This window comes from Mucilaginibacter sp. 320_HR, assembly GCF_059691875.1.
Genome location: NZ_JCAWAI010000001.1, coordinates 983,997 through 1,004,220 on the forward strand (window position 1 = coordinate 983,997; position 20,224 = coordinate 1,004,220).

Consider the following 20,224-nt stretch of genomic DNA (forward strand, 5'->3'; position numbering starts at 1 on the left):
GCTAAAATTGTTTTGGTACGAATGCAAGTTTATAAAAGGGTAACTTACACGAGCTTAGGTGAACTCTCTACCACCAATGATGCAGAGGCGAGCGCAAAACCCAACTCAGTGCCGGCATTCAGATCGCTTTTGGCCCATATCCGGCCGTTATACTTCTCGACTAGATCCTTACAGAAGATAAGGCCCATACCGGTACCCCGTTCATTTTTTGTACCGGGTTGGCTTTCTACTTTGCGCTTAAACAGTTTACCTAACTGCTCATTACTCATTCCAATGCCATGGTCCTTAACCATAAAGAGTACCTCACCGTTTACAACCTGAGCCTTGATTTCTATTAAGCTGTTCTCATGCGAGAACTTGATAGAATTAGTAAGAAAATTGTGTACCACTATCCTTATAGAATTAGGGTCTGCCATAACCACGTGCCCGGTTGTTACAGAGTTGATAGCGGTTATGTTTTTTTGCTTTAACTGATCTTGTAAAGTCTCTAATTCAACTTTCACTACATCGCTTAGACAGAAGCTTTTGGTTGTATCCGTAATGTTATCCACCTGGCTGTTTATCCAAAATAGGAGGGTGTCCAGGAAATCGGAGGTATGTTCCAGTTTGCCGGATACTAAAGGGACCATCTCGGCAAATTCCTCCGGGGTAATATCATGTTGGGTAAGCAGCGCGAACATTCCTCTTAGCGTACTAAGCGGTGCACGCAGGTCATGTGCCAGTATGCTAATCAGCCTGTCTTTAAGCGTATTTAGTCCGTTAAGTTCTTCTGCTTGCTCAAGCACTTCCCTGTTTTTTTCGGCGAGCATGGCATTTGCTTTTAGCTGTTTACGTTTGGCATTATAATAGATGATCATCATAATGGTAATAATCACGATTACTATTGCGTAAATGGTGTTTGCAACCCGTTGCTGCTCTATTTTCTTTACCAGTTGAGCTTCTTTAGCCACGGCTTTCCTTTGATTGTTCTCAAAGTCTATGGCCATGTTGTAAGAAGCGAATTTCTGCAGCGTTTCATCGTTTTTTAAGCTGTCTCGCAGGCTTGTATAAAGGCGGTGCTGCTCGTAAGCTTTATCAAATCGCTTTAAACCGGCCAATGCGTTGCTTACCTGCAGTGTAGCATCAGCTTGTGTATTCAGGCTTTGTAGTTTGCCGGCAAGTTTCTGAGCCGAAACAGCATGAGCGTATGCTTCGGAATATCTCTTTTCTAAGTTGTAAACAAGCGCCAAACCTCCGTAAGCATAGGCCATGTTATACTGAATGTTGTTTGCAGTTGCCGACTCGAGTGACTTCTTGAGATAAAATATAGCCGAATCGGTTTTTTGCAGATGATAATTCACTATTCCGAGATCATAATACACCAGGCTTATGCCGTCCTGGTCGCCCAGGATCAGGTAATCTTTAAGCGCCTTTTGAAAGTAACTATTTGCCTCATTATACTTCTTTTGCGACATGAGCACCTCGCCAATGTTCTGGCTAATGGTACTTATACCCTGTTTATCCTCCAGGCGCAGCCACAAAGCATTTGCTTTGTTGAAGTAATCCATTGCTTTTTGCCAAAGCTCCAGGTGCTGCATTACCACACCTATATTGCAATAGTTGTCCGCAGCTGCGAGATGATTATTAAGTTTTAGATCAATACTCAACGACTTAAAATAACTATCCAGCGCTTTTGTGAACTGCCCCTTATTATCATAAGTAATGCCTATAATAGCATAGCTATTGGCAACTTCCTGCTGATTGCCCAACTGCTTGCGTATGGCAAGAGCCTTTTCATAAAGATTCAGCGCCACAGTATAGTTTCCAAGATAATCCTGTATACTGCCCAGGCCCATGTACGCTTTACTTACCCCAAGTTGGTTTTTATCCGAGAGGTAAAGTTGGAGTGCTTTGTTGTAATTTCCTGTACCTGCAGCATATTGGCCCCGGAAGTTGTTAACGGAAGCTAGCTGCACAAACGCATCAGCCTTACCACGGGTATAGTTGAGTTTGTTTGCAATTGTAAGTGCGTTTTCTGCATAGTGCACTGTACTATCGGGCGCGCTTTCGTAAAACTCTTCAGCAATGGTATTAAGGATGTTTACAGCAGCGGTATCAGTTTGCTGTTCTTTAGCAAGCAACTTGGCCTTAAGCTTATTAACAGATTGAGCCGGTTGGTAGGCAAGCGCATGCGTGCTAATTATGTTTATAACAACAACTAATATCAGTGCCGGCTTCAATATCAAACAATTATTAAACTTGAGGGATAAAGATATATCGTTAAAGATTAATATACTTAATATTTTGCTGTTTATAATGAGTTTACATAGCGGCAGATAAGCTATTTGTAAGCTTATTATTAATAGTAGTTATCAATATTCGTTTTGTTGAAGACTAACATTAAGCTTTGCACTCATAAGCCCTTTGTAAGATAGATAGGGAACTACGTATCCATTACCAAACCACAATATCGAGCTGCCATCTACAAAATCGGTTTTGTCAATGTGCTTTTTAGATAGGGCTTCCATCTTGTCCCATTTACCTGTCTTAACATCAAGTACACCATACATCCCTTTCATAGTACGCATGCCCGTAAGGTTATTAGCCACCAGGTGTAATTTATTCTTAACAATATGGCGGCCGGTTTGCAGCCAGTTTACGTGTACCGTATAGCCTGCTGGTAAAACTGTCTGGTAAGTGTACCTGAGTTCGGGATTGTAACCGTTTAAAATAAGTGCATTCTCTGTAAGGTAGGTTGAGTTTTGGCTTGCAAGTGCCGATTGCGAGGATAGTGCCACCACCAGTTCTCCTTCTACCTCTTCCATAAATCTTAACCGCAGGCCACTTGGATACCCCATGTCAACATCGTCTAGTTCTTTATTTACGGGTATAAAGTTCTTTTTTATTGTTTTCAGGGTAGTCTTATCATACACTTCCGGCTCAAACAAGTTCTTGTTTGTTTTGAAGTCCAGCTTGCCTACACCCAGTTCAACCTTGCTGTCATCATTTTTATACAACGTAGCATAGTAAAGAATATCACTCTTTTCTGATGGCAGAAATTTCATAGTATTACTCAAATCCGCGGTTTTGCTTTCCTCAAATGATACGCTTGCTGTTAGCTGGGCAGATGGTGAGGTTTGGCCTGCTTCGTATTTGTAAACTTCAATACTAGGGCCATTAAACCAACCTATAAACATATCGCCTTTGCTGTTCCAGGTAGAGCTTACAAAGCTGCCGTTTGAAATTGCAGGTTTAAAGCTGTTAAGCGGCTCCAGATGTTCGTCAAGGTCTACTACCTGCAGGTCTGTAGTGGTATTAAAATCTTTGGCGAAAGAGTTGAATGAAAACAAAGCCAATGGACCGGGTAGGCCCACGTGCAACTTTCGTTTTAAAGCGCTTTGCCGTACCGCAATCTTAAAGAAGTCGCCCTTACCGGTAGACATTTGCGGATAGCTCATGTAATCGTTATTCCCGGCGTAAACCACCTTTTCTACCAGGAGCTTACCACTAGCAGGATCTACCGAATAAGCTTTGAATATGTTGTTGCTGCCTTTGAAAAAAGTGTGGTCGGTTGATGCGAGGGCTACTATTTTGTTCTTGAACTTGCCGGCTCCCAACGCGTAACCTTCCAGGGTGACCCGCCATTTCTCCTGCATTTTATTGTCAATGCCAACGAGGTCAAATTTTTCATTGTCGAGGTTTATTTGTAGTACGTTAAGGGTTTCATTAACCACTATGGTGTTAACATCCTTTATTCCTTTGGCGAAATCTTCTATTACCGGGCGTTCGTCCTGAGCGGTTGCCCAAAGGCAGTTCAATACAATGGAAATTGTAATAAGTAAGGTTTTGTTCATAAAATTAATTAGGTGCCGAAAGATACATCTTTTCAAGAAAATGCGGAACAAACAAAAAGGGCTCCCCAATGGAAGCCCTTAATATATCAGGAGTAAAGCTGCTGCTATAAAACGTTCTTCCAGCTTACCAGATCGCCGATAATCTTATCCAGCTGGTCGGCAGGCACACGTTCCTGTGCCATGGTATCGCGGTGGCGGATGGTAACGGTATTATCTTCTAATGTTTGATGGTCAACCGTAATACAGAAAGGCGTGCCGATTGCATCCTGTCGGCGGTAACGCTTGCCGATAGCATCCTTTTCTTCGTATTGCAAATTAAAATCGAGTTTAAGGCTATCCATTATCTCGCGCGCTTTTTCCGGCAGGCCATCTTTCTTTGTTAACGGGAAAATGGCTGCCTTAACAGGGGCAAGGCAAGGGTGCAGGCGCAGCACGGTACGGCTGTCTTGTCTTTCCTCGGTGCTCAGATCTTCTTCTTCGTAAGCGTTGATCAGCGTTAGCAGGAACATACGGTCAAGGCCTATCGAGGTCTCTATCACGTATGGCACGTAGTTACCGTAAGGTTTGCCTGTTTCCGGGTCAACTTCCGGGTCAAAGTATTGCATCTTCTTGCGTGAGAACTTCTCGTGCTGGCTCAAATCAAAGTCAGTACGGCTGTGTATGCCTTCAACCTCTTTAAAGCCAAACGGAAAGTTAAATTCTATATCATACGCGGCATCGGCATAGTGAGCCAGCTTGGTATGTTCGTGGTAGCGGTACTTTTCAGGAGCTGTGCCAAGGGAAAGGTGCCATTTCAGGCGTGTTTCTTTCCATTTTTCGAACCACTCGCGCTGTGTACCCGGACGAACAAAAAACTGCATCTCCATTTGCTCAAACTCACGCATACGGATGATGAACTGACGAGCGATCACCTCATTACGGAAAGCCTTACCAATTTGGGCAATACCAAACGGAATTTTCATCCTGCCGGATTTTTGAACGTTAAGGTAATTAACAAAAATACCCTGTGCCGTTTCCGGGCGCAGGTATATAGTATCCGATTCATCAGCAATGGCGCCCACCTGCGTGCTGAACATCAGGTTAAACTGGCGTACATCGGTCCAGTTGGCAGTGCCGCTAACAGGGCATTTGATATTCTGCTCAATTATAAGTTCGCGTAAACGGGGAAGGTTCTCGGCCTTTAAAGCGTTGTCCATTTCCAATTGTAGCTCTTCTGCTTCACTGGTTTTGCCTTCTTCGTCTAAACTGGCTATGCGGTCTTCCAGTAACTGGTCTGCCCGGTAACGTTTTTTGCTGTCTTTATTATCAATCATCGGGTCGCTAAAGCCGTCTACGTGGCCGCTTGCTTTCCAGATGGTAGGGTGCATAAATATGGCGGAGTCTATACCAACAATATTATCGTTCATCTGCACCATGGCCTTCCACCAATAGGTTTTCAGGTTGTTCTTTAATTCCGAACCATTTTGGCCGTAATCGTAAACGGCGCTGAGGCCATCATAGATCTCGCTGGACGGAAAAACAAAGCCATATTCCTTGGCATGTGCAATAACATTCTTAAAAATGTCTTCGGTGGTATTACTCATAGTGCGGCAAAGATACAATTTAGGCACAAAGCTAAAAGCTGCGTTTTTTATGAAATAACTATTAATGTGGTATGTTTATGCGGCTTTATAAAATAGATATGTGGAAGAAATTGATTGCTGTTATGCTTTTTGCATTTACACTGACGGGTGCGAGTGCACAAAGCGTTAAAGAAGTTGCTACCAATTACCACCCAAGGGAACTTTCGGCTACAATAGGTGAAAAGTATATCCTCTTACCTGTAGACAGTAATAAGAGCGATTTTGGGAGTTATCTGCATTTGTGGGCCAATCCCACAGCGGAAACATTTGTTAAAGCTACAGAAGGTGGGAAAACCATTGTTACCTTACAATCAATTACGCCGGGTAGCTACGCCCGCCTCGTTGATCAGCAGGGTGCGGTTTATGTACAATACTTTAAAGCTGGGGCTGAGGAACTGCTTTATTTTATGCCATTGAACGAGTACATGCAAGCTAAAGCGCTGATAAACAAATCGCTTTGGCTTAAGTCCAACAGGAAAGAAGTTGTGCTGACCGATGTAAAGCTAACAGCAGACCACAACCAGCCCTTATTGCTAACTTACAGGTATAAAGACGGCAAAAAGGCTTCGGTAACAACAGTTATAAGCGGCACCAATTCTACGGTAACAAAAAAAAGTACAAGGTTTGATCAGCTGTTTTATGTGGTAAAACCCTGAATGCTGTTTAGTTTAAAAAGCTAACTTTGAAGTCATGAGCATTAAGGTAGATACACTCACTAAAATTTATGGACATCAGAAAGCTGTAAATGGCGTGTCGTTTTCTGCCAATACAGGTGTACTTGGTTTTTTAGGGCCGAATGGTGCAGGAAAATCTACCACCATGAAAATGCTTACCTGCTTTATACCGCCAACAAGTGGCACTGCATCTGTATGCGGGTTTGACATTGGCCAACAGCCTTTAGAGGTGAAGAGGAACATTGGTTATTTACCCGAAAGTAACCCTTTATATACTGAGATGTATGTTAAGGAAGCACTGGGATTTACAGCAGGCATACATCAGCTGCACAATCCTCAAAAGCGTATTGCCGAAGTTATAGAGCTTACCGGGCTGGGGCCGGAGCAGCACAAGAAAATAGCACAGCTATCAAAAGGCTACCGGCAGCGTGTAGGCCTTGCACAAGCTATATTGCATGACCCTAAAGTGCTAATATTAGATGAGCCCACCTCCGGACTAGATCCTAACCAGCTTATAGGCATCCGGCAATTAATAACCGACTTGGGTAAAACCAAAACAGTAGTACTATCTACCCATATCATGCAGGAGGTGGAAGCAGTGTGCAGCCATGTGATAATTATTAATAGGGGGCAAATAGTCGCCGATGATAATTTAAGTAATATCAGGTCAGGTAATCAAAATAAATCGCTGGAAAGTATCTTTATAGAGCTTACTAACCCTATAGCGATGAATAATTAAGTCTTAAAATCAGTTATTTAGCACTTTAATTTCAAGTTTTTTGTTGAGTACTGTAACATGATGGTGCCCCTCTGCGTCAATTGGTCCGAATGCAGTTTGACAGCGGTACCCTGTCGTTTATTTATTAATCGGTAAAAAAACAATTGATTAATAAAGCTGTTTCAGAACAAATATTTATTATTCATAAAACCATTATCATGAAAAAAATTCTATTTGCTATCCTGTTTGTAGTAGGCGCAGCAGGCACATGTTTTGCACAATCAAGCAGCGAAACCGGTAAATTTAGCTTAGGCTTAAACGCGGGTTTACCTGTTGGTAGCGCGCACGATGTTTCCTCATTTGCAGGCGGCCTTGATCTGAAATATGATCTGCCAATTGCAACAGGTACCTTCTTCACCATTTCTGGTGGTTATACAAGGTTCTTTTATAATGATTTCGGAAAAGCTGTATCAGGAGAAAAAGGCGCAGGTTTTGTTCCATTGAAAGCCGGTATTAAACATTACTTCGACCAGGGCTTTTATGGCGAAGGTCAGTTAGGCGCTGTGTTCAGTACACAAAGTGGCGGCGGTACAGGCTTTGCCTACGCACCCGGTCTAGGTTACACTTTCGACGGCGGCTTTGACGTTGGCGTTCGTTATGAAGGTTGGTCAAAAAACGGTACAACCAGCCAGGTTGCGCTTCGTTTAGGTATCAGCTTCTAAGTTAAGCCAAATACAATATAAACAGGCCGCTCCTCAAAGGGCGGCCTGTTTGTTTTACTTCAATTTATATTTAAGATGTATCGGCAAAGTATTACTTTGGCTCATTATCTTTTGTAAGCTATGAAGTACTGTCTACCCTTAATATTAATTTTCTTTTCCGTTGCCGTATTTGGGCAAAAGGTTACATCCAATGCGTTTGGGGTAGGGGTTGACTTAGGTTTCCCTTCAAACAGTATTTACAACATTGGTTTTGGCGGCTCCGGTAAAGCCGAAGTTCCTTTGAGCGAATCTGTTAGCCTTACTGTTACTGCCGGCTACACCAGCTTTTACTACAAAAGTGCACTTATAGGCAGCACCAGATCGCAGGACCCTTCCGGCTATATACCATTAAAAGCGGGCGCAAAATATTACCTTTCCGAAGGCTTTTATTTAGAAGGCGAGGCGGGAACCGCGATAGAGACCAATTACAACAAGGATAAACTCTTTGCCTTTTCTGTTGGTCCCGGTTTTCTGTTCTCCACCGGTAAGCATACAGGGTTTGATGTTGGCCTTAAATACGAGAACTGGGGTAGCGGCCGGCTTAAACAAACTGCCCTGAGGGTAGCCTACCGCCTGGCCTGGTGACGTTTTTTTTGATTATCATAAAAGCAATGCAATCATTTTCGTAAGTTTACGTCCAAATAAGCCCTTTGTTGTCAATATGAAAAAAATCTTAGCCCTTCTTTTTACATGTTTTTGTTTTTGCTTCTCGGTGCAAGCGCAAAACTATACGTATCAACAGGACAACAATAAAGCTTTCAGCATTGGCCTGGACATGCCCGTAGCTATCCGGAACGAGTTTTTTACTGTTGGTGCAGGTGCCTCTATCAAGGGAGAATACCCTGTAGGTGAAAACCTGAGTGTTACAGCAACCGGCGGATACCAAATACTTCGTGTTAGAGATGCTTATCGTACTGAGGAAGGCCCTAATAAAGCTGGTGCTTTTATACCTGTAAAGGCCGGGGTAAAATACTTCCTTGGAGATGGCCTATACTTTGAAGGTGAAGGCGGTATATCTATAGAAACCAATTACGCCAAACGCAAATATGCAGTTATAGCGCTTGGGCCTGGTTTAATGATGCCTATGAAAAATCGCAGCAGTATAGATTTTGCGCTGCGTTACGAAGACTGGGGCAGCTCACGTATAAAGGTACTGGGCATAAGGGCTGCTTATCGTTTCGACTGGTTGTAATTCCTGCTTCTTTCCGCCAGTAAACACCACACCGTAAATAAAAAAGCCTGCCGTTAATAAGCCGCAACTGCGTAACTTTACGGCTTGCTATTATAAACAAACGTGTTCCCAATATTTAAAAAAGAGCTCACAACTTATTTAAGCTCGCTGGTAGCCTATGTTACCATTGGTGTTTTCCTGCTCGTTCTCGGGCTTTTACTTTGGGTTTTTCCGGATACCAGCATCCTTGCCTATGGCTATGCCGGGCTCGATAGCCTTTTTAGCACAGCCCCGTATCTTTTCATGTTCCTGGTTCCGGCAATTACCATGCGCTCACTGGCAGAGGAACGCAGGGAGGGCACCTTCGAGCTGTTACTTACCCGCCCGCTTACCGCTGTGCAAATCGTACTTGGTAAATACCTTGCCGGTGTTGCCATAGTTTTGTTTGCGCTATTGCCCACGTTTACTTATTACTTCAGTGTATCAACATTAGGTGCACCACAGGGGAATATAGATACCGGTGCAGTTATTGGGTCTTACATAGGCTTGTTCCTGCTGGGGTGTTGCTTTACAGCAATAGGGTTGTTCGCATCTTCCGTAACCCGTAACCAGGTTATAGCCTTTACTATAGCCGTATTTCTTTGTTTTTTTATTTACAGTGGTTTCGATTCACTTAGCGGGTTATTGTCTCTACAGAACCTGGGAATACAAGCCTTGGGAATAACACAGCATTATGAGTCGGTAAGTCGTGGGGTATTAGATACCCGCGACCTGGTTTATTTCCTGGTGCTGTCTGGCTTTTTCTTGTTGCTTACGCTGGTTGCATTGCACAGGCAACAGCAAAAGAAGCTTACGAACGCCTTGTTTATCAGTTCGTTTGGTGTACTGTTTGCATTGGCACTTTCATCCGGAAAGCTTTTTACACGATTTGATTTTACTAAAGAAAAGCGCTTCACCATATCACCCATCAGCCGCAAGGTGCTGGATAGTTTGCCGGCTGATGTTAATGTCACCGTTTACTTACAGGGCGATAATTTTCCAGGAGGAATCAAGCGGCTCCAAACATCAGTAAGGGACATGCTGAGCGACCTGCAGGCTTACAGTCATGACCGGCTCCAGTTTGCCTTCGTTGATCCTATGAAGGGGCAGTCGCAGGAGCAGCAAAAACAAACTTACGAGGACCTTGAGGCAAAAGGTATAGAGGCACAAAACCTGAGCGTGAAAACTGATGATGGGATACAGCAAAAAATAATGTTCCCGTTTGCATTGGTGAATTACAATGGCAAAAGCCTGCCGGTAAAGCTACTTGAGTCGCAGGCGAACATGAACCTTTCGCCAGACGAGATACTGAATAACTCTATCCAGAATTTAGAATACGCGTTTACATCAGCCATAAAAAAAGTAACAACAGGCGGCAAGCAGCGGATAGGTTTTACCGAAGGACATAACGAATTGAACGACCTTCAGCTGAATGACGCTATGCGTTCACTGGCTGATGGGTATTTGGTTGGTCGTGTAAATCTGACTACTATACCGTTTGATAGCCTTCGTAAACTGGGCATGCTGGTGATTGCCAAGCCCGACAAAGCTTTCACGGAACTGGAAAAGTTTAAGGTAGACCAGTACATTATGCATGGTGGTAAAGTGCTTTGGGCCATAGACCAGGTAAGTGCCGAGCTGGATAGCCTGCGTGGAAAAGGCGGGGAACAATTAGCGTTTAATAAACAGCTTAATCTGGATGATCAATTGTTTAGTTACGGTATCCGGATCAACTACGACCTGATAGCCGATATAAACTCATCGCAAATACCGGTTACAACAGGCAACGCAGGCGGTCAACCGCAAATACAGTTGTTAAATTGGTTGTTTAATCCGGTGTATCTGCCGCTAAGCAAGCATCCTATAGTGAAAAACCTGGACGGTATTACCAGCCAGTTTGCAAGCACCATTGATGTCTTGGATATAAAAGACGTTAACAAGACCGTATTGCTCAACACTTCTCCCTACAACAAAAAAATAAGCACGCCGCACATGTTGTCTCTGCGCGCGCTGGAGCAGGAGCCAGATCCGAAAGAATTCCAGAGCCCGCAGAAAATTACAGGCGTACTTTTAGAAGGCGAATTTAAATCTGACTTTTTGAACCGCCCAGTGCCGGCGGGAATTACCGAAAAGATACAGGTGCTGGATAAAAGCAAGCCTACAAAAATGATTGTGCTGAGCGATGGTGATATTTTGCGCAACCAGGTAGGGGCAGACGGTTCGCCATACCCGCTGGGTTATGACCATTACACCCGGCAAACCTACGGTAATAAAAACCTGCTGCTGAATATGGCCGACTTTATGGCCGACGACTCGGGCCTGATATCGTTACGGAACAAAGAGATACAAATAAGATTGCTTGACAGGGCACGGATCAGGAGTGAGAAACTGCAGTGGCAGCTCATCAATAATATTGTTCCTATAGCCCTGGTGTTGATATTCGCTATTTTTCAACATTATATCCGCAGGCGAAAGTATGCCCATTAAATTTTATACTTTTGGTTGAATAAACTAGACAACCATTATGAGATTTATAGTTTCCACCACAACATTACTAAAGCAATTGCAGTCGGTTAGCGGCGCTTTAAGCAATAGCACAGTATTGCCTATACTGGAAAACTTTCTATTCGAGATAAAGGACGGTAACTTAACCATTTCTGCAACCGACCTCCAAACCAGCATGACCACATCTTTACAGGTGGAAGCTAAGGAGAATGGCCGCATTGCCATACCATCCCGTATATTACTGGACACCTTGAAATCGTTACCTGAACAGCCGGTGGCATTTTCGGTAGACGATAAAACGTTTGCGATAGAAATAAGCGCGGGAGACGGTAAATACAAGCTCAGCGGTGAGAACGGTGAAGATTTTCCAAAGATACCTGTGGTAGAAAATGCATCATCTGTTAACCTGCCGGCTTCTGTGCTAGGCGAGGCTATCAACAAAACCATTTTCGCGGTTAGCAACGATGAGTTGCGCCCTGCCATGACAGGTGTTTATTGCCAGCTAAGCAGCCAGCACCTTACTTTTGTAGCTACCGATGCACATAAGTTGGTGCGCTACCGTCGTAAAGATGCGAAGGCCGAAAGCACAACATCTTTCATACTGCCAAAGAAAGCGTTGACCTTGCTGAAGTCGGCATTGCCTGCTGATGATGTGAACGTATCTGTGGAATATAACAACACCAGTGCGTTTTTTAAATTTGGCAATATTAACCTTGTTTGCCGCCTGATAGACGAGCGCTACCCGGATTACGAAGCGGTTATCCCTAAAGAAAACCCGAACAAGCTGAGCATCGACCGATTGGCGTTCCTGGGATCGCTGAACCGCGTAGCTATCTATGCTAACAAGACCACTCACCAGGTACGCCTGAAAATAAGCGGCAGTGAGCTTAACATATCATCAGAAGACATTGACTTTGCAAACGAGGCGCACGAGCGCTTAAGCTGCCAGTATGAGGGAGACGATCTGGAGATTGGTTTCAATGCACGTTTCCTAATAGAGATGCTTAAGAACCTGAGCGGAGAAGAGGTGTCACTGGAAATGTCTACACCAAACCGCGCGGGTTTATTATTACCGCAAGGCGGCGACGAGAACGAAGATGTGCTGATGCTGGTGATGCCGGTAATGCTGAACAGCTACGCATAAAGATATTCAACAAATTATATCGACCGCCGGCCTCAAAGCCGGCGGTTTTTTGTTGGGAGATAATGGCACCGGGTCATAAAATATCCGGTACTATAACAAACGTCGTAAAAAGCAGTTATTATTGCATCTGTTTATTCTATGAATTTTAAAGCGCCTGTTTTTTTAGTGTGGTTTTTGATGGTTTTTGTCATTGCTTCCTGCAAGAAGAACGATGACGCGCCATCCCAGGAATCATCGCTGACGACCAGTGTAAATGTTATAAATGCCTCGGCTGACACGTTGAACCTGTACTCTAACGGCAGCCGTATAAATACCACATCATCTATTTACCCTTTGGGTTCAGCCGGGTACCTAACGGTGAAGTTTGGCGAGCGGGAGTACCAGTTTAAAAAGTACGGAAAATCTGAAGTGCTATTTACCCAAACTTTAACGCTGGATACCTCAAAGGTTTATTCGTTATTTATTACAAATCAAGCAGATAAGCCAATATTTACTACCCTGGATACCCTGGTGGCAGATACCTCCGGAAGGGCAAAGATCAGGTTTGTTAATGCCTCCCCGGACGCAGGAAACCTTGATGTACTTATTGGTGATACGGTAAATTTCAAGATTAGGGGGTATCAATCAGCATCGGTATTTTTGCCCGTAAGTACAGGTTTAAAGCGCATTCGTGTATTTAAAAGCGGTTCTACAACGCCGTTGTCTGATACCACGCGAACACTTGTTGGCAGCAGGGTATATACCTTATTTTCAAAGGGATCGATAACGGGTGCGGGTGGTCGTAAATTTGGCACCGGGCTGATAGTGAACAGATAACGAGCAACATGGCAAGTAAAAATAGTAGCATTTTTAAGTATCTGTGTATGGCAATATGTGCTTTACTGGCAGTGCCGCAATTAATGTCTTGCGGGAAGGATAATACCACATCTGTAGGTACTGCAAACGCCTATTTGAATATTGTTAACGTAAGCCCTAATATTAATCCTGTGTATTTATATGCAGAATTCATCAGGCAGGGTAACACTACTTACAGGTATCCTTCAGCTTCAAATTACTTCCTGATGAATATTGCAGATACGCCTTTGCAAATTCGTCCTGCTGTAAGTAACAATACCATACAAAGCAATTTGCTAACCCTGGCAGAGCGCATGAACCGAAACGTGCGCTATACGTGGTTCTTAACGGGCTTGCGTAATGATAGCTCACTCACCTACATTTTTACGGTCGATTCGGGTGCTATACCTGCGGTTGGTCGAAGTAAAATAAGGTTAGTAAATGCTTCACCAGGCAGTGCAGGGCTAACTTTAACAGCCAATGACACGTTGGCTTTCAAAAACATCACTTATAAGAAAGTGTCGGATTACAAGGAAATTACCGCGGGTTCATACAACTTCAAAATAACCGCTACATCAACACCGGGAACTGTACTTACAACATTGAGAAACACAACAGTGTTGGACGGCAAGCTTTACACGATTTATGCTTATGGCTTACCCAACAGAACAGATACCGCTACCTTTAATGCGGGTATAATCCTGAACACCATCCCCGACAAAAATCAGTAGTCGGCTGTAAATACGCTTTATTTGGCTATTTTTGAGGCAAAAACACGCAAGCCTTGGAACTGATACACAGCCTCATCGACTTTATTCTACATATTGATAAGCATCTGGTAGAGATAACCAGCCAATACCAAAGCTGGACTTACCTCATCTTGTTCTTCATCATTTTTGCCGAGACTGGATTTGTTGTTACTCCTTTTTTACCCGGGGATTCGCTGCTTTTTGCGGCAGGTGCGCTTATAGCAGGAGGTCAGTCAGGGCTGGACATCCACCTGCTTGCTCTGTTATTAATTGTTGCTGCCGTTGCAGGTAACAGTGTAAACTATGCGCTTGGTAATTACCTAGGGCCAAAAGTGTTCAAAGAAGAAAATAAGATCCTAAAGCTTAGCTATTATCTGCAAACCAAAGCTTTCTTTGATAAGCATGGAGGTAAGGCGGTAATCTTTAGCCGTTTCATGCCGATCATTCGTACTATAGCCCCGTTTGTTGCTGGTATAGGTAAAATGCCGTTTGGCAGGTATACAGTTTATAATGTAATAGGCGGGCTTTCCTGGATAGTACTTTTCCTTTATGGTGGCTACCTTTTCGGCAATGTGCCCTTTTTCAAGAAGAATTTCTCTTTAGTAGCTATCGGCATTGTTGTAGTATCATTATTGCCACCAATAATAGCTTTCATTAAGAGTAAGGTCTCTAAAAAACCGGACGAGGCGCAATTGTAGTTATTTGCTCAACGCAACAACTTTGCCCTTACGATACAGGGCATCCTCTTCATTCAGCTTTCGCTTTTGTTCTAGCGAAAGAGGCGTTGCAATAAGTTTGTTCAGGTCCGGCTGCCCTGCGTCTACCCAGGCCGAAAACCAGAAGCTGCCTACACTAGCTATCGACGCCCGCATTTTGCGCTGCACCATGCCTTTTAGCAATTTGTGGTAAGCGCTGCTGTAAGCTACCGAATATACCTTCACTATACGTGTGCCGCGCTGTTCCTTGGCGTATTTGGTTGCATCGGTAAATTGCTTGCTCAACAGCCGTTCTACCCGGAGTACGGTATCTATGCTGACATAAGAACTACGGCAGATCCTGAAAGCTTCGGAAAGTGGGTTATTGATGTACCTGGCTTTACCTGCATTATAATTGTAGCTCTCGCTAAATAATTCCGGCAGGCGGCTTTCCCATAGCCCATGCAGGCCGGTTTGTCCGGTAAGTTGCCCGTCGTAGTTTTCGGTTAGGTGCAGTGGCGTGTACGCGTCGGACACGTAATGGCCAAGGTTAGCAGATAGCGTGAGTATAGCTGTTGTATCGTGCCGTTTAAAAGCCTTTACCAGCCAATAGTAGTTAGATGCTATGGCCCATGGTAGTGTACCGTACTTGTTCAGCGTATCTGTCGAATACTTTGCAGCGGCATCTATCCAATGCTGGGGGACGTAACCAAATGGGCGCTTGCCATAATGGTCGGCATCAAAAAAGTGGTGAGGCGCTTCGGTGCTGTCTACATAGCGCTTTTTATCAGCGCTGATGGCATGTTCGGTTATGTAGTTGATGTTCGCCCGGTAAAATGCTGCCATACCTTTAGGAAGCATGAAAACTGCAGTGCGGTGGATGCGTTTGTGAGCATAGAACCCCCACGAACTGCAAAGTACAATTATGCCAATGCCGAAGAAAAAGGACGGAAGAAAGCGGCGCATCGTTCAGGTCAGTGTTAAGGGAGAAAGATTATAGTGCTAAATTAATACAATATTTGCAGCAGGTGCTTGTATCTGGTGTTCAAGGCGTTTTATAATGTTGTAAGTGTTGTTAAAAGTTTCATAAACTATTGCATAATAAAATAAACAACACTATATTTGCAACCTCAAAAATACAAGAAAAAGAATAACAAGCTGTAACGATGGCAAATCATAAATCATCAATTAAAAGGATTAGGGCAAACGCTGCGAAGCGTCTGCGCAACAGGTACCAGGCTAAAACCACCAGGAACGCAATAAAAAAATTAAGAGGCACAACTACTAAGGCTGACGCGACTCCGCTTTTGTCTAAAGTGATCTCTATGCTGGATCGTTTAGCTAAAAAGAACGTTATTCACAAAAACAAAGCTTCTAACAACAAGAGCAAGCTTACAAAATTTGTAAACGGCTTAAGCTAATAGCTTATACACCATATTAGAAGGGATAATGTAGCGCATTATCCCTTTTTTTGTTTAATTTTTTAACGGCTACGTTTCCTTAAAAGTGTTTCACCTGGGATTACTTCAGGGTGCTTCAATGCAAAATCAACCTAACGCTAATTTATCGTAAACAGTTAAATAACAAGTAGTTGTATTAAATTAGAGCTGTTTCAGGCTGTTTCACCTTCAGTAGATAATCTATTGATTTACAATTACTTAATTAGTTTTGCTGTTTCGGGGTGTTTCGCTTTAACCGAAACAGTTTGTTTCTACCAGATGATCATTAATTTAAGTTACTTCTTTAGGGATAATTGCTACATTGGCGAACCAAACGCCTGACAGTTGGAAGACTACACGCAAAAAATAAGCATTAAGTCCTGGGCCGAAGAAGACCGTCCCCGCGAGAAGCTAAGCGGGCAAGGACGCCGTGCGCTCACTGATGCAGAACTAATTGCTATACTGATAGGCAGCGGTAGCCGTGACGAAACCGCGGTTGAATTGAGCAAACGAATACTGCACCATTACGACAACGACCTCAACAAACTTGGGAAGGCATCTATAGCCGAGCTTTGCAAGTTTAAAGGAGTGGGGGAGGCAAAGGCTATCTCCATTATTGCAGCCCTCGAAATAGGGCGGCGACGTGGCGAGACGGAAATAAAAGTCACAGACCAGGTTACCTGCAGTCGTGATGGTTACAATATCATGCGTCGCCACTTAATGGATCTCAATCACGAAGAGTTTTGGATTATGCTGCTCAGCCGATCTGCCAAGGTTATTGCAAAGGAGCTGATTAGTAAGGGCGGATTAAGCGGCACCGTGGCCGATCCGAGGGTGATATACCACATTGCTATCCAGCACCAGGCCAGCAGCTTGATACTCATTCATAACCACCCATCAGGGAATATTAAGCCAAGCAGGGAAGATATCATCCTTACAAAGAAAATAGCCGAAGCCGGTAAACTGCTGGATATAAATGTGCTTGACCATCTCATTATTACTGATAATGGCTACTTTAGCTTTGGCGATGAAGGAATGCTTTGACGTTAGATTGCGATTAGCTGCATAGAGGCATGATTATTTAATCAATTCAAACAACAGCATGTTCACAACGTTCTATCACTATAAACATAAACCATACTACCATGGCAACTCCAGACGAACAAGACGATAACCTGTTACAACAGGACGACCAATTAGGCCAGAACGATGAGCAACCAAGCCAGCAGGATGTGCATGGCAACGGCTTCGACGAAACTAACGACGAAATTGGCGAAATAGATGAAACTTCACAAGCAAGTCAGGCTTATGACGCTGCCGAGCCATCTTACACCCTTAATTTGGGCGAAAATGGTAACAATAGCGACGACGAATAATATTGTCAGAATTAGTTAAGCAGTGCAGTATTCAGGCCCCTATTGGGGCCTTTATCATTACATTAAGATTTAAGAGTGGGTATTCTGTAATTCTAAGATCCTGTCAAATCTCCTTCAGGGAAAGTGTTTAAGCTTTCCGCTCTATGCTTTCATCTTTTTGCTTTCCACCCAAACGTAGCCTGTTTGCCCTTTCACCTCTCACTGGCAAATCCTATCTTTGCCGGATAATGAAGATATCATACAACTGGCTAAAAGAATTTATTGATACCGATAAAACGCCTGAAGAAATATCGCAGATACTTACAGGTACCGGCCTTGAGGTAGAAAACCTGGAGAAAGTTCAGGCTGTACCGGGCGGCTTAGAGGGTCTTGTAATTGGCTATGTGCTGGAGTGTACCGACCATCCTAACAGCGATCACCTGCACCTTACCAAAGTTGATGTAGGCGGAGTAGAACCCCTTAGCATAGTATGCGGTGCCACTAACGTGGCTGCCGGGCAAAAAGTAGTAGTCGCTACGGTGGGTACCACAGTATACCCTACTGTAGGCCAGCCGTTCAAGATAAACAAGAGCAAAATACGCGGTGAAGTATCTGAAGGCATGATATGTGCCGAGGATGAGATAGGCTTAGGTATCGATCATGCTGGCATTATGGTGCTGGATGCTGATGCGCCGGTAGGCACTGCTGCCAAAGAATACTTTAAGCTGAATGATGATTACATGTACGAGATAGGTTTGACGCCTAACCGTGCTGATGCTGCATCGCATTTGGGCACTGCCCGCGATATTGCGGCTTTCCTTAGACATCCCGTGATAAAGCCGGATGTGTCGGCATTTAAGGTAGACAATACCGATAGTCCGATTCAGGTGATTGTAGAAAACGAGCAGGCAAGTCCCCGCTATGCTGGCTTGGTGCTAAGTGGTTTGCAGGTAGCAGAATCGCCGCAATGGTTAAAGGAGCGCCTGGCTGTTATTGGTGTGCGCAGCATTAACAACGTGGTGGATGTCACCAATTATGTTTTACATGAACTCGGCCAGCCACTACACGCATTTGACGCAGCTGCTATAACGGGTAATAAGATAGTTGTTAAGAATGTAGCCGAAGGCACAGTATTTAAAACACTGGAAGACGTTGACCGTAAGCTGAGCGCAGACGATTTGATGATATGCAATGTAGAAGAAGCAATGTGTATAGCAGGTGTTTTTGGCGGAGCCAAAAGCGGTGTTACGTCATCAACCACAAGCATATTTTTAGAAAGCGCCTACTTCAACGCAGTGTCGGTACGTAAAACAGCCAAAAGGCACGGCTTGAAAACTGATGCATCCTTCCGCTTTGAGCGCGGTACCGATCCGGATATGCCGGTGTTTGCACTTAAACGCGCCGCTTTGCTTATACAGCAGGTTGCAGGCGGTGTGGTATCGTCGAGCATTTTTGATCATTACCCCAATCCGGTCTTGCCGTTCGATATAGAAGTTAGTTACAAGAATATTGACAGGCTAATTGGTAAAGCTATCGGGAACGATACTATCAAAAGTATTCTTACCGGTCTGGATATTAAAATTGAGAACGAAACCGAAAAAGGTTTGTCGTTGCAGGTACCGCCATACCGTGTAGATGTTACCCGTGAGGTTGATATTGTAGAAGAAGTTCTGCGCCTATACGGTTATAACAATATCGAGATACCTACGCAAATCCGCGCATCGCTAAATAATTCGGTAAGACCAGAAAAGGACACTGTTCAAAACCATATATCTGACATATTAAGTGCCAATGGTTTTAACGAGATACTGAACAACTCGCTTACTAAACTAAGCTATTCCGATGATCCTGATCGTGCGGTGAAGATCGTTAACCCGCTAAGCAGCGACCTGGACGCGATGCGTCAAACCATGCTGTTCTCTGGACTGGAAGCTATAGCTTATAACCAGAACCGCCGCAGTGCAGACTTAAAACTTTACGAGTTCGGTAAAATTTACAGCTACGCGGAAGAGAAATACAACGAAGCGCAACGTTTTTCGGTTTTCCTGACCGGGGCGTCTAAGCCCGAGCAGTGGAACCAGAAAACAACAGCTGCAACGTTTTATAATCTTAAGGCGATTGTTGATGGCTTGCTCAAGAAGTTAAACATTACATACTACACTGTAGAGGATGCAAGTGGTAATTTTGCGTATGGCTTGCAGTACAGCAGAGGTAACAAAGTGCTGGTAAGTTTTGGTTCGGTAGCACAATCGGCACTTAAAAAGGCAGATGTAAACAACGAAGTTTTTTATGCCGAGTTCAACTTTGATCTGGTGCTTAACTTTGTGCGAAAGAACAACATAGTGTACCAGGAGGTATCAAAGTTCCCGGCCGTACGCCGTGACTTAAGCATGCTGGTGGATGCTGCGGTAACCTTCGGCCAGTTAAAACAGATAGCGGGGCGAGCAGACAAAAAGCTGATAAAAGAAGTAAATGTGTTTGATGTATACCAGGGTGACAAACTACCCGCTGGTAAGAAGTCTTACGCGTTAAGCTTTATTTTGCAGGATACCGAAAAAACGTTAACCGATAAAGCTATTGACTCAACAATGCAAAAATTAATATTTAATTTAGGCAAAGAAGCAGGAGCGGAGATAAGGAAGTAGTTAGTTTAGACCCACTAACTCACTAATTCATTAATTAAAT

18 protein-coding genes are annotated in these 20,224 nt (G+C 43.8%); 14 read left to right on the forward strand and 4 right to left on the reverse strand.

Annotation, left to right across the window (positions count from 1 at the left end; all coding sequences use genetic code 11):
* Window positions 1–44: 44 nt before the first annotated feature.
* From AC59GT_RS04450 to AC59GT_RS04460, 3 genes are all read right to left on the reverse strand, one after another.
* Entirely contained in the window at window positions 45–2,219 is a 2,175-nt protein-coding gene (locus AC59GT_RS04450) for a tetratricopeptide repeat-containing sensor histidine kinase (RefSeq protein ID WP_497236508.1), read from the reverse strand.
* 132 nt (window positions 2,220–2,351) lie between these two features.
* Entirely contained in the window at window positions 2,352–3,833 is a 1,482-nt protein-coding gene (locus AC59GT_RS04455) for a hypothetical protein (protein ID WP_497236509.1), read from the reverse strand.
* 104 nt (window positions 3,834–3,937) lie between these two features.
* On the reverse strand, window positions 3,938–5,416 hold the full coding sequence (locus tag AC59GT_RS04460; RefSeq protein ID WP_497236510.1) for a glycine--tRNA ligase: 1,479 nt from the start codon (window positions 5,414–5,416) through the stop codon (window positions 3,938–3,940).
* Window positions 5,417–5,514: 98 nt separating this feature from the next.
* Here AC59GT_RS04460 and AC59GT_RS04465 point away from each other — a divergent pair, with 98 nt between their 5' ends.
* The 10 genes from AC59GT_RS04465 to AC59GT_RS04510 all read left to right on the forward strand — a co-directional run bounded on the left by AC59GT_RS04465 (window position 5,515) and on the right by AC59GT_RS04510 (window position 14,748).
* Window positions 5,515–6,111 carry a hypothetical protein gene (locus AC59GT_RS04465; protein WP_497236511.1) on the forward strand — a complete coding sequence of 199 codons (597 nt, stop codon included), beginning with the start codon at window positions 5,515–5,517 and terminating at the stop codon, window positions 6,109–6,111.
* Between the two features lie 34 nt (window positions 6,112–6,145).
* Window positions 6,146–6,868 carry an ATP-binding cassette domain-containing protein gene (locus AC59GT_RS04470; protein WP_497236512.1) on the forward strand — a complete coding sequence of 241 codons (723 nt, stop codon included), beginning with the start codon at window positions 6,146–6,148 and terminating at the stop codon, window positions 6,866–6,868.
* A 197-nt stretch (window positions 6,869–7,065) separates the two neighbouring features.
* On the forward strand, window positions 7,066–7,569 hold the full coding sequence (locus tag AC59GT_RS04475; protein ID WP_497236513.1) for a hypothetical protein: 504 nt from the start codon (window positions 7,066–7,068) through the stop codon (window positions 7,567–7,569).
* 120 nt (window positions 7,570–7,689) lie between these two features.
* Complete coding sequence (locus AC59GT_RS04480; protein WP_497236514.1) at window positions 7,690–8,193, forward strand: hypothetical protein; 504 nt, start codon at window positions 7,690–7,692, stop codon at window positions 8,191–8,193.
* 76 nt (window positions 8,194–8,269) lie between these two features.
* On the forward strand, window positions 8,270–8,800 hold the full coding sequence (locus AC59GT_RS04485) for a hypothetical protein (protein WP_497236515.1): 531 nt from the start codon (window positions 8,270–8,272) through the stop codon (window positions 8,798–8,800).
* 102 nt (window positions 8,801–8,902) lie between these two features.
* Window positions 8,903–11,305, forward strand: a complete 2,403-nt coding sequence (gene gldG / locus AC59GT_RS04490) for a gliding motility-associated ABC transporter substrate-binding protein GldG (protein WP_497236516.1) — start codon at window positions 8,903–8,905, stop codon at window positions 11,303–11,305.
* Between the two features lie 37 nt (window positions 11,306–11,342).
* Window positions 11,343–12,467, forward strand: a complete 1,125-nt coding sequence (dnaN, locus tag AC59GT_RS04495; RefSeq protein ID WP_117384102.1) for a DNA polymerase III subunit beta — start codon at window positions 11,343–11,345, stop codon at window positions 12,465–12,467.
* 138 nt (window positions 12,468–12,605) lie between these two features.
* A complete protein-coding gene (locus AC59GT_RS04500) occupies window positions 12,606–13,283 on the forward strand; it encodes a DUF4397 domain-containing protein (RefSeq protein WP_497236517.1) in 678 nt (225 codons plus the stop codon).
* A gap of 8 nt (window positions 13,284–13,291) precedes the next feature.
* Complete coding sequence (locus AC59GT_RS04505) at window positions 13,292–14,032, forward strand: DUF4397 domain-containing protein (RefSeq protein ID WP_497236518.1); 741 nt, start codon at window positions 13,292–13,294, stop codon at window positions 14,030–14,032.
* Window positions 14,033–14,085: 53 nt separating this feature from the next.
* Window positions 14,086–14,748: a DedA family protein gene (locus AC59GT_RS04510; protein WP_497236519.1), complete on the forward strand. Its 663-nt coding sequence runs from the start codon at window positions 14,086–14,088 to the stop codon at window positions 14,746–14,748.
* On the opposite strand, the gene AC59GT_RS04515 is transcribed toward AC59GT_RS04510, so the two are convergent.
* On the reverse strand, window positions 14,749–15,711 hold the full coding sequence (locus AC59GT_RS04515; protein WP_497236520.1) for a zinc dependent phospholipase C family protein: 963 nt from the start codon (window positions 15,709–15,711) through the stop codon (window positions 14,749–14,751). It abuts the gene before it with no gap.
* 200 nt (window positions 15,712–15,911) lie between these two features.
* Here AC59GT_RS04515 and rpsT point away from each other — a divergent pair, with 200 nt between their 5' ends.
* The 4 genes from rpsT (at window position 15,912) to pheT (ending at window position 20,184) form a co-directional block, all read left to right on the forward strand.
* Complete coding sequence (gene rpsT, locus AC59GT_RS04520) at window positions 15,912–16,166, forward strand: 30S ribosomal protein S20 (RefSeq protein ID WP_117384097.1); 255 nt, start codon at window positions 15,912–15,914, stop codon at window positions 16,164–16,166.
* 363 nt (window positions 16,167–16,529) lie between these two features.
* Window positions 16,530–17,228: a RadC family protein gene (gene radC, locus AC59GT_RS04525; RefSeq protein ID WP_497236521.1), complete on the forward strand. Its 699-nt coding sequence runs from the start codon at window positions 16,530–16,532 to the stop codon at window positions 17,226–17,228.
* A 101-nt stretch (window positions 17,229–17,329) separates the two neighbouring features.
* On the forward strand, window positions 17,330–17,560 hold the full coding sequence (locus tag AC59GT_RS04530; protein WP_497236522.1) for a hypothetical protein: 231 nt from the start codon (window positions 17,330–17,332) through the stop codon (window positions 17,558–17,560).
* Between the two features lie 227 nt (window positions 17,561–17,787).
* Window positions 17,788–20,184: a phenylalanine--tRNA ligase subunit beta gene (gene pheT, locus AC59GT_RS04535; protein WP_497236523.1), complete on the forward strand. Its 2,397-nt coding sequence runs from the start codon at window positions 17,788–17,790 to the stop codon at window positions 20,182–20,184.
* Window positions 20,185–20,224 lie beyond the last annotated feature (40 nt).

What these genes read in the sequence shown, in the direction of transcription:
- AC59GT_RS04460 (WP_497236510.1), bottom strand. Translation starts at nt 5,416, where the DNA reads ATGAGTAATACCACCGAAGACATTTTTAAGAATGTTATTGCACATGCC.
- AC59GT_RS04470 (WP_497236512.1), top strand. Translation starts at nt 6,146, where the DNA reads ATGAGCATTAAGGTAGATACACTCACTAAAATTTATGGACATCAGAAA.
- AC59GT_RS04500 (WP_497236517.1), top strand. Translation starts at nt 12,606, where the DNA reads ATGAATTTTAAAGCGCCTGTTTTTTTAGTGTGGTTTTTGATGGTTTTT.
- dnaN (WP_117384102.1), top strand. Translation starts at nt 11,343, where the DNA reads ATGAGATTTATAGTTTCCACCACAACATTACTAAAGCAATTGCAGTCG.
- pheT (WP_497236523.1), top strand. Translation starts at nt 17,788, where the DNA reads ATGAAGATATCATACAACTGGCTAAAAGAATTTATTGATACCGATAAA.
- AC59GT_RS04480 (WP_497236514.1), top strand. Translation starts at nt 7,690, where the DNA reads ATGAAGTACTGTCTACCCTTAATATTAATTTTCTTTTCCGTTGCCGTA.
- AC59GT_RS04485 (WP_497236515.1), top strand. Translation starts at nt 8,270, where the DNA reads ATGAAAAAAATCTTAGCCCTTCTTTTTACATGTTTTTGTTTTTGCTTC.
- rpsT (WP_117384097.1), top strand. Translation starts at nt 15,912, where the DNA reads ATGGCAAATCATAAATCATCAATTAAAAGGATTAGGGCAAACGCTGCG.
- AC59GT_RS04515 (WP_497236520.1), bottom strand. Translation starts at nt 15,711, where the DNA reads ATGCGCCGCTTTCTTCCGTCCTTTTTCTTCGGCATTGGCATAATTGTA.
- AC59GT_RS04465 (WP_497236511.1), top strand. Translation starts at nt 5,515, where the DNA reads ATGTGGAAGAAATTGATTGCTGTTATGCTTTTTGCATTTACACTGACG.
- AC59GT_RS04475 (WP_497236513.1), top strand. Translation starts at nt 7,066, where the DNA reads ATGAAAAAAATTCTATTTGCTATCCTGTTTGTAGTAGGCGCAGCAGGC.
- AC59GT_RS04455 (WP_497236509.1), bottom strand. Translation starts at nt 3,833, where the DNA reads ATGAACAAAACCTTACTTATTACAATTTCCATTGTATTGAACTGCCTT.
- AC59GT_RS04530 (WP_497236522.1), top strand. Translation starts at nt 17,330, where the DNA reads ATGGCAACTCCAGACGAACAAGACGATAACCTGTTACAACAGGACGAC.
- AC59GT_RS04505 (WP_497236518.1), top strand. Translation starts at nt 13,292, where the DNA reads ATGGCAAGTAAAAATAGTAGCATTTTTAAGTATCTGTGTATGGCAATA.